Annotated in this window: 12 protein-coding genes; 5 read left to right on the top strand and 7 right to left on the bottom strand. The window is 41.5% G+C overall.

Annotated features, from left to right (window positions below):
* Positions 1 to 343, bottom strand: a 343-nt coding sequence (locus tag ABI367_RS01820) for an alpha/beta hydrolase family protein (protein WP_462258002.1), incomplete at its 3' end; no start/stop codon positions are given.
* Between the two features lie 231 nt (positions 344 to 574).
* Here ABI367_RS01820 and ABI367_RS01815 point away from each other — a divergent pair.
* Positions 575 to 1,735 (top strand): putative sensor domain DACNV-containing protein, encoded by a 1,161-nt coding sequence (locus ABI367_RS01815; RefSeq protein WP_462231687.1) that lies wholly within the window; start codon positions 575 to 577, stop codon positions 1,733 to 1,735.
* 2 nt (positions 1,736 to 1,737) lie between these two features.
* Here the strand turns inward: ABI367_RS01815 and bshC are convergent, their stop codons facing one another.
* Positions 1,738 to 3,339 carry a bacillithiol biosynthesis cysteine-adding enzyme BshC gene (gene bshC, locus ABI367_RS01810; protein ID WP_462231685.1) on the bottom strand — a complete coding sequence of 534 codons (1,602 nt, stop codon included), beginning with the start codon at positions 3,337 to 3,339 and terminating at the stop codon, positions 1,738 to 1,740.
* 161 nt (positions 3,340 to 3,500) lie between these two features.
* On the opposite strand from bshC, the gene ABI367_RS01805 reads away from it, so the two are divergent.
* On the top strand, positions 3,501 to 3,833 hold the full coding sequence (locus tag ABI367_RS01805; RefSeq protein WP_462231683.1) for a hypothetical protein: 333 nt from the start codon (positions 3,501 to 3,503) through the stop codon (positions 3,831 to 3,833).
* A 61-nt stretch (positions 3,834 to 3,894) separates the two neighbouring features.
* Here the strand turns inward: ABI367_RS01805 and rimO are convergent, their stop codons facing one another.
* The 5 genes from rimO to rpmB all read right to left on the bottom strand — a co-directional run bounded on the left by rimO (position 3,895) and on the right by rpmB (position 7,208).
* Complete coding sequence (gene rimO / locus ABI367_RS01800) at positions 3,895 to 5,229, bottom strand: 30S ribosomal protein S12 methylthiotransferase RimO (protein ID WP_462231681.1); 1,335 nt, start codon at positions 5,227 to 5,229, stop codon at positions 3,895 to 3,897.
* Positions 5,230 to 5,349: 120 nt separating this feature from the next.
* Positions 5,350 to 6,315: a signal recognition particle-docking protein FtsY gene (gene ftsY / locus ABI367_RS01795; RefSeq protein WP_462231679.1), complete on the bottom strand. Its 966-nt coding sequence runs from the start codon at positions 6,313 to 6,315 to the stop codon at positions 5,350 to 5,352.
* Positions 6,316 to 6,490: 175 nt separating this feature from the next.
* Positions 6,491 to 6,655: a DUF4295 domain-containing protein gene (locus tag ABI367_RS01790; protein WP_462231677.1), complete on the bottom strand. Its 165-nt coding sequence runs from the start codon at positions 6,653 to 6,655 to the stop codon at positions 6,491 to 6,493.
* 58 nt (positions 6,656 to 6,713) lie between these two features.
* Positions 6,714 to 6,896 carry a 50S ribosomal protein L33 gene (gene rpmG, locus ABI367_RS01785; protein ID WP_067063463.1) on the bottom strand — a complete coding sequence of 61 codons (183 nt, stop codon included), beginning with the start codon at positions 6,894 to 6,896 and terminating at the stop codon, positions 6,714 to 6,716.
* A 78-nt stretch (positions 6,897 to 6,974) separates the two neighbouring features.
* Positions 6,975 to 7,208 carry a 50S ribosomal protein L28 gene (gene rpmB, locus ABI367_RS01780; protein WP_096355826.1) on the bottom strand — a complete coding sequence of 78 codons (234 nt, stop codon included), beginning with the start codon at positions 7,206 to 7,208 and terminating at the stop codon, positions 6,975 to 6,977.
* 199 nt (positions 7,209 to 7,407) lie between these two features.
* Between rpmB and surE the strand changes: the two genes are divergently transcribed.
* The 3 genes from surE to lpxB all read left to right on the top strand — a co-directional run.
* Positions 7,408 to 8,181 carry a 5'/3'-nucleotidase SurE gene (gene surE, locus ABI367_RS01775; RefSeq protein ID WP_462231675.1) on the top strand — a complete coding sequence of 258 codons (774 nt, stop codon included), beginning with the start codon at positions 7,408 to 7,410 and terminating at the stop codon, positions 8,179 to 8,181.
* Positions 8,182 to 8,183: 2 nt separating this feature from the next.
* The gene (locus ABI367_RS01770) at positions 8,184 to 8,453 is read left to right on the top strand and encodes a stationary phase survival protein SurE (protein WP_462231673.1); all 270 of its coding nucleotides are present in this window, start codon (positions 8,184 to 8,186) and stop codon (positions 8,451 to 8,453) included.
* Positions 8,450 to 9,481, top strand: a 1,032-nt coding sequence (gene lpxB, locus ABI367_RS01765) for a lipid-A-disaccharide synthase (RefSeq protein WP_462231671.1), incomplete at its 3' end; no start/stop codon positions are given. The genes ABI367_RS01770 and lpxB, both read left to right, overlap by 4 nt.

Here is a 9,481-nt window from a genome sequence, read left to right as displayed (position 1 = left end):
CATGCGCACCACCCGCTACCCGTTCGCCATGGTAACGCGAATCAATGGACACGCCCATAATGCCCAGTTTTGTTAAGCTATACAATACATCTGTTACTTCTTTACTATCCTTACTACCACCGGTACCATGCATAAATATAACTACCGGATAGCTTTTTTGGCCCGTTGCAGGTTTATATATCAGTATGGGTACTTTTTCATTAACCTCACTGTTTATAATGCCGCGCTCAATAATAATATCATTGTTTTTTATTGTAGTAAACGATGGGTTAGCCGGCACAATTGGTCGGCTTAGCAATGCCTTAAAATCTGCGGCCACTTTATCGGGAGATGGATACGACATTGACTGTGCAAACGACACAGCACTTTGCAAGAACAATAAAGTGCAGATGGTGATTGCTCTGAAACTTACTTTATACATGGTTTACAGTTGGATAGGTAAATATACAAAAATAAGCCCCACCCAACCCTCCCCCGGAAAGGGAAGGCTTGGGGCTGTCATCCCAACACCATTTTACCAAACCCTTATTGCAAGCACCTGTTATTAGCAATACATTTGAAAAGACGATTTTAATTGAGTAATTTTCTGAATATGCTATCCGAGCCTACCTACATTGCTGCACGAATGGTGGCTACCACCATAGAAACTCATTTTGCCGAACATCTGGCCGAAGCGCGGTTATTGGGTTCGTCTGACCTGGCTATCGAACCACCTGCCGCAATTATTGAAGCTATAATTGATGTGGCATTTTGGGCAAGTTTACGTAAGGAAGAGGGGCGCTCACCCAAAATTTCTATATCGTTATTGCCACCCTACCAGGCAAATAGTCCGTTGGTATTTGGCAAACCGCTGCGCTTAACTCCGCATAATTTAACCAAGCTTGCCCCGGCCGTTGAAAGCCCCGGTATTCACCTGGGGGTATGGTTTGAAAATGACGAATTATTTGTGTGGGGCACTACCCTGCAAATACCCGGAATATGTTTTGTATTGGAAGTAGTTGAGCCGGGCCTATTGGTTATTAAACATAGCCGTATTGATGGCTTTGGCAAGTTTGTGAATATTGCCGTTTTAAAAGGCGATGTAATTAAAATTATTGATGAGGATAATGCCGCCTTAGCCAGTTGTCATGCGCTGCTCAATTCGCTATTGGGTATGCCATTGCCGGTTTTTTTGAATGATTCAATAAACGTGTTGGTTGAGTTGTCCGCATCTATGCGTGTACATGGACGTGGAGGCTTGGTATTGATAGTACCCAATGGTTCAACCGAGTGGCAGCAATCTATAATTCACCCTATATCCTACCCGGTTATTCCGGCCTTTGATGGCATTACACAACTTATACAACAAGACCCGCGTGAACGTGTAAAAACAAGCTGGCAGGATGGCTTACGCAAAGCCATTGATATTGTAGGCGGCTTTACCGCCGTTGATGGTGCAACCATTATTAACCGCGATTACGAACTGATTGCTTTTGGCACTAAAATAGCCCGTTCAGAAGTTAGCACCCCGGTTGACCAGATTGTTACTACCGAACCTGTGGTAGATGGTGTTGCCGAGTTTATACACCCCGGGCAAAACGGCGGTACCCGGCATTTGGCTGCGGCACAGTTTGTGTATGATCAGCGCGATGCTATAGCCTTAGTAGCTTCGCAGGATGGGCACTTTACCATTTTTGCATGGTCAGCCCATTTTCAAATGGTGCATGCGCATAGGATAGATATTTTGTTGCTGTAGAACTACTCGCTTAACACCGTAAATTTAAAATCCAACGGCTCAAAGCTTTTTACCAGTTCATCAATAAATTGCTGTCCCCATCTAACGTAAAGCAAACCAAAATTTTCGGTACGTTCCTGTAGGCTGTCTTTGGGGAAAAGTTCGGCTTTTATCTGGTCAATTTGTTCAAGGCGAGTATGATAGTTGCGTTTTTCGGCTTTGATCAATTTTTTCTCCAGATTATCCAACGCTTTTTTCAAGCGGACCTGTACAGCCTCGGCAGATGGTGCAAGGGTGGTATCTATTTTTAATGAGCGTTGTTTTATCTTTTCAAAAACGGCTGTCAGTTCCTTCCATTCTTCCTGTAAGGACAAAGTATGCTCGCTGTGTTTTTTAATCCATTCGTTTTTAATGGTATCTGTGCTTTTAAACAGCTCCTCGGCAGAAAGTTCCATTTTAGCTATCTTAGCCGCTGATTCTTTACGGATAACCAAACCCGAGTTACGCAATATCAATATCGGGAAATCAACATCGTAAAAATCAAAGGTAGACTTTAATTCCAGCCAGTAAACCACCTCCGCACCACCACCTACATAAGCTATGTTAGGCAATATACATTCCTGATACACCGGACGCATTACCACGTTAGGGCTAAACCGTTCGGGGTATTGCGCTATTTCCTGCTGTAATTGTTGTTTGGTAAAGTGGGTTTCGGTATTTAAAACGCTATAACGGTCTCCTTCAAAAACTATACGCTCGCGCAGTTTATCCTGCAAGTAAAAAAAGTTTATCTCTCGCGGATTAACCTGTATATGTACTCCAAGCTTCTGCAATTGCTCGTTAGTAGCATTGATATGGGCAAAACTGTTTTGCTCTGTAATATCTTTTTCAATAATTGGCGCGAATTGTTGTTTAAAACGATGATCATCAGCATCAATTATCACTAATCCATATTGTCCAAATAGTGCGTTAACTAAATAACGGGTAGCGTCAGCCAGTTTATCAAAACCGGCATAGGCAGTCTCAACAATTTTTGCCAGATCGCCGGCATGGCCATCTAAACCTAAAGCGCCTTTGTATTGGTTCAGCGCTTCGCGGATACTTTCTGGACTAATGCGCCCGGTAGCCCCCGTAGCCTCATACCACCAATGCACTTTTTTGCCGCCAATGTTGGTATAGTTTATCTCGGCAAAATCATGATCCTCAGACGCCATCCAGTAAACCGGTACAAAATTTTTATCGGGGAAATTTGCTTTCAATTGGCGGGCCAGTTTTATAGCCGTTACTATTTTGTATATAAAATATAGCGGACCGGCAAAAATATTTAACTGGTGGCCGGTAGTAATGGTATAAGTATTATCGGCCGCAAGGAGTTCTAAATTTTTTTTAACGCTATCGGATATTGTATAACTGGTATCCGAAATACTTTTATACTGATCGGTTAGCACTTGGTATAATATACCACGATCGGCAACAACTTTTTTATTAGCAATCAGATCAGCAAACCCTTTAATATCAGGGCGATGAGCATAAAAATGTTTTAAAGCAGGCGCGTCATCGATATAATCGATAACCGTTTGCGAGAAATAACCGGTTGATTTATAACTGATACAGGAACTATCCATTGGGCCAAATGTAAAACCATTAATGCTAATTACACAATGCGTTTATATTATTTTACAATATGTCCATAAAAAACTGACAGCGGGGGGCCTATTAATTTGCAATTCAATAATTTAACTAAAACCAATGTTCAATTTATGGGTTTTAATTAAAAACCATATCTATGAAAAACAAATTACTAATAATGGGCTTGTGCGCCGGAATGGCATTGGTTAGCTGTAAAGGAACAAACAGTTCGAAAAGCACAGATAGTACCGCTATGGATTCTACCACGATGATGAGGGATAGCACCGGCATGGGTACCAATTCCGGAATGAATGGAAGCGGCAGCATGAATGGTTCAGGAACAATGAATGGCGGAACAATGAATGGCAGTTCAACTTCAAACGGCACTGGGGGCATGATGAACAATAGCAACCCAAGTGCCGCCGGTACAACCCAGGGAGGTATTCATAATGATAATACAAAAGGCGGAACAGGTGCCACCAAACCGTAAAACTTATAAAACAAAAAAATCCGGCTGATATGTCCGGATTTTTGTTTTATATAGCGTTGGTCTATTTTACAATATGTCCATAAAGGTCAAAGTCTTCGGCGGTATCTACCTGTACATTAACAAAGCTGCCAACGGTAGCATAATCAACACGGGCATCAATTAAAACTTCGTTATCTACCTCGGGCGAATCAAATTCGGTGCGGCCCACAAAATAATCACCGTCTTTTTTATCTATCAGCACTTTAAAGGTGCGACCAATTTTTTCCTGGTTCTTGTCGAAAGATATGCCTTGCTGTATCTCCATGATGGCATCGGCACGTTGTTGCTTTACATCCTCGGGTACATCATCATTTAATTTATGAGCAGCTGTTTTTTCTTCGTGCGAGTAGGTAAAGCAACCCAGGCGGTCAAATTTGGTATCTTCTACCCAGCGCTGCATTTCTTCAAAGTCCTGCTCCGTTTCACCGGGATAGCCGGTTATCAGTGTGGTACGCATAGCAATGCCCGGTACACGGTCGCGTATCTCGTTCACCACATCAATAGTTTTTTGTTTGGTGATACCGCGGCGCATGGATTTGAGCATGTTATCAGTAATATGCTGTAAGGGCATATCCATGTACTTGCAAATGTTCTCGCGCTCGTTCATCACATCCAAAATCTCCATCGGGAAACCGGAAGGATAAGCGTATTGCAGCCTTATCCATTCAATGCCGTTCACGTCACTCAATCTACGTAACAATTCATCCAGGTTACGTTTTCCATAAAGGTCCAACCCGTAATAGGTTAGGTCCTGGGCAATCAATATCAGTTCTTTAGTGCCGTTTTGAGCCAATTTTTTGGCATTGCTTACCAATTCTTCAATCGGGGCGGTTAAATGTTTACCGCGCATTAATGGTATGGCACAAAACGAACAGGGGCGGTTACACCCCTCGGCAATTTTAAAGTAGGCATAATGCGATGGCGTGGTTAATAAACGCTCGCCTATCAACTCATGCTTATAATCGGCACCTACTGAGCGTAATAAATTTTGCAGGTCATTAGTACCGAAATAAGCGTCGACATTGGTTATCTCGGCTTCCAGTTCGGGTTTATAACGTTCGGATAAGCACCCGGTAACTATTACCTTCCCAACTTTGCCCTGCTCTTTTAATTCGCTGTATTGTAAAATGGTGTCTATTGACTCCTGCTTGGCGTTATCAATAAAACCACAGGTATTAATAACAATAATATCATCCTTACCCACTTTATCCGCCTCATGCACCACATCAAATTGGTTGCCCTTTAACTGGCCCATCAGTATTTCAGAGTCGTATGTATTCTTAGAGCACCCTAACGTGACAACATTTACACGTGGTTTCTTAATAATTTTCGGCTGATAAATTTCTTTTGTCTTCATGTATTAATATCGAAGCGTCATTGCGAGCGTAGCGTGGCAATCTCTACACGTTAGGCGGTAACCTGCCGTGTAGAGATTGCCACGTCGTTTCACTCCTCGCAATGACGTACTAATTATTTTTTATTGTTTAAATAGACTTTCTACAAACAACCGTCTATCAAACAACTGCAAATGTTCTACCCCCTCGCCTACGCCTATGTATTTAACCGGTATTTTAAACTGATCTGATATACCTATCACTACACCACCTTTTGCTGTGCCATCCAATTTGGTAAGGGCTAAAGCATTAACAGCAGTGGCTTCGGTAAATTGCTTGCATTGCTCAATGGCGTTTTGTCCGGTTGATGCGTCAAGCACCAGCAATATCTCATGTGGGGCACCCGGAACTACCTTTTCCATTACGTTCTTAATTTTGGTCAGCTCGTTCATCAGTCCAACCTTATTATGTAAACGCCCGGCAGTATCAATTATAGCCACATCATCGCCATTGGCTACGGCAGATTTTAAAGTGTCGAAAGCTACCGATGCAGGGTCAGATCCCATGGCTTGCGCCACAACCTTTACCCCTACACGCTCACCCCATAGTTTTATCTGGTCAACCGCCGCCGCGCGGAAGGTATCGGCAGCGCCTAAAACCACCTGGTTACCCGCCTGCTTTAATTTATGGGCCAGTTTGCCAATGGTAGTAGTTTTACCCACGCCATTAACACCAACCACCATTATTACATAAGGCTTATGGTTGCCGTATTCAAAGTTTGAAAAATCGTTGCTGTTATTTTCGGCAAGAAGTTGCTGTATCTCGTCGCGTAATAAGCCATTCAGATCGGCTGTGCTTACATATTTATCTTGGGCAACACGTGCCTGTATTCTTTCAATGATCTTAAGCGTAGTGGTAACGCCCACATCTGATGTTACCAGCACTTCTTCCAGGTCATCCAGCACATCATCATCAACACTTGACTTACCTGCTATTACTTTGGTAATTTTTGAAAAAAAGTTATCCTTGGTTTTTTCTAAACCTGTTTGCAGCACTTCCTGCTCTTGAGGTGTGCTTTCTTTTTTCTTAAAAAAATCAAATAATCCCATGGCCTCACCTAAATCCTCTCCAAAGGAGAGGACTTTTATTTTTCGTAAATATATGTAATACCGTTTAATGATTTGCCCCATTTAACTCCCTCTCCTTGGGAGAGGGCTGGGGTGAGGCTATAAAAAAAGCCCTCTCGTTAAAACAAGACGGCCTTTATAATTTTCCTGAAGCAGATTACTGAGCTTTTGCAGCATTGATCGCGTCTTTAACGTGATCGTTGTGTACAATTACTTCTTTAAATGAGTAAGCACCTGTTTTTGGCGATTTAACCATTGTAACTACTTTTGAGTATTCTTTGCCCTGTCCTGTTTTCAGGGTCGCAACTACTTTCTTTGCCATTTCTTTTAATTATTGAATTAGTGAGTTATTGAATTAGTGAATGATATTCACCAAGCAATTACTTAATTTCTTTATGAACAGTTACTTTTCTTAAAACCGGGTTAAATTTTTTCATTTCTAAACGCTCGGTTGTATTTTTCTTGTTCTTGGTGGTAATATAGCGCGACATACCCGGCATACCACTTGTTTTATGCTCGGTGCACTCTAAAATTACCTGAACTCTGTTACCTTTCTTAGCCATCTTATTTTTTATGTTATGAGTAATGAGTTTTAAGTTTTGAGTATTAACTCATTACTGCTAACTCAAAACTGAATACTACTAAATGTATCCTTTTTTTACAAATTTATTGATACAGGCAGTTATGCCGTTTTTGCTGATAGTTTTAACAGCTGATGTAGATACCTTTAAGGTTATCCATTTATCTTCCTCAGGGATATAAAACTTTTTAAGTTTCAAGTTAGGATGAAACCTGCGTTTGGTTTTAACGTTCGAGTTAGAAACGTTATTACCAACTAAAGATGCTTTCCCTGTTAGATCACAAATTCTTGACATGACAAATAAATTTAATTACTCTTTTTTGTAAAGAGTTTGCAAATATCAGGATTTTAACTCAAATATTCAATACTGTATCCAATTATTTTTTAAATCTTTTTTAAGATAGAATTAAGAGTGATGAATGAAGCTTCAGGATACCTTGTTATTCTTGATTCTTGGCTCATAATTCTTGACCCTAAAACCGTAATTTTACCCCATGAAAAGTACCCAGCCAACCATATTAGTTGTTAATGACGATGGTATAACCGCACCGGGCATAAAAGCTCTTATGGATGCCATGGCCGAACTTGGCCGCGTAGTGGTGGTAGCGCCCGATAGTCCGCAATCAGGCATGGGGCATGCTATCACCATAGGTAAACCGTTACGGTTAGACCCTGTCGACATTTACGAGGGTATTGAAATGTACCGATGCTCGGGCACCCCGGTTGATTGTGTAAAGCTGGCCGTTAATAAAATACTAAAAGGCAAAAAACCTGATCTTTGCGTATCGGGTATAAATCATGGCTTAAATAATTCTATTAATGTATTGTACTCAGGTACCATGTCGGCAGCGGTTGAGGGGGCTATTGAGAGCATACCATCTATCGGCTTTTCGCTGGATGATTATACCCTTCAGGCTGATTTTACCCATTGCGTTAAATATGTAAAAGAAATAGCCAAACAAGTTTTACAAAACGGCTTGCCCCAGGCTACCTTGCTTAATGTAAATTTCCCCGCAGGGGGCGCATTAAAAGGCATAAAAATATGCCGCCAGGCCAATGCTAAATGGGCCGAGGAGTTTGACGAGCGCATGGACCCGCACAACCGCCCGTATTACTGGTTAACCGGTGTTTTTCAGTTAAATGACAAGGGCCAGGATACCGATAATTGGGCGTTGGATAATAACTATGTATCAGTAGTGCCCGTTCAATTTGATATGACCGCCCACCATGCCATTAGTGTATTAAACGGGTGGAAGTTTAATGTTTAACCATGCTTAATAAAAATAACATAGCCATCGGCTTTTTAATAGGCCTGATATTTCCTGGCATAGCCTGGCTTATATCCGAAGTAGCTTTTAAAACTTATTTATTCACATTAAATAGCAAACCGGGTATGCCTTATTTGGTGGCTATCGCCGTCAATCTTTTTATCATCCGGTATATATTTAAAAAGGGTAACGACCAGACCGGTATCGGCCTCATAATTTGTACCTTTATTGTAATGGCACTGGTTTTTTTATTTAAGATGGGGCACGCATGAAATATTACCTGGTAGCCGGCGAAGCATCGGGCGATCTGCATGGCGCTAATTTAATGAAGGCGTTAAAAGAGCTCGACCCGCAGGCTGAGTTCCGTTTTTTTGGCGGCGATTTGATGCAGGCAGAGGGCGGCACATTGGTAAAACACTACGCCGACATGGCCTTTATGGGCTTTTTAGAGGTAGTGCTGAATTTGCGCACCATTTTTAAAAACATGGCGGCCTGCAAAACAGATATAGCCGCCTGGCAGCCTGATGTTTTGATATTGATAGATTTTCCCGGCTTTAATTTGAAGATAGCTGCATACGCCAAACATATTAAGTTGCCTGTATATTATTATATATCGCCAAAAGTTTGGGCCTGGAACCAGAAGCGGGTATTAAAGATAAAAAGGTTAGTTGATCATCTTTTCTGTATCCTGCCGTTTGAGGTTGATTTTTATAAAAAATGGGGAATGCAGGTTGACTATGTTGGCAACCCCCTGCTGGATGCGGTTGATGCTTTTATTCCGGATGATGATTTCCTTAAAAACAACAACCTATCCGCATCAAAAAAAATAATTGCCTTACTGCCCGGCAGCCGCAAACAAGAAATAAACTATTTATTACCAGAGATGCTGGATGTAGCTGATCAATTTACTGACTACCAATTTGTAATTGCCGGCGCGCCTTCATTTAATATAGATTTTTATACCCGGTTTATTGGCGGTAAAAACATCCCGGTTGTATTTAATGCTACTTATGATTTGCTGAATAATGCAAGCGCAGGCATAATAGCATCGGGCACCGCCACTTTAGAGACCGCCCTGTTTAATGTGCCACAAGTAGTAGTTTATAAAGGTAACCCGGTTTCCATTACCATTGCACGTATGGTGGTTGATATAAAATACATATCGCTGGTTAATTTAATAATGGACAAGCAGGTGGTAAAAGAGCTGATACAGCAGGATTGCATACCGCAAAAAATAGTTGCCGAACTGGATAATATCCTCAACAACAAGTCATACTTTGATGAGATGCACCATGATTAT

Source organism: Mucilaginibacter sp., assembly GCF_039935595.1.
Lineage (GTDB): Bacteria > Bacteroidota > Bacteroidia > Sphingobacteriales > Sphingobacteriaceae > Mucilaginibacter.
This window is presented reverse-complemented; position numbering and strand designations above follow the sequence as displayed.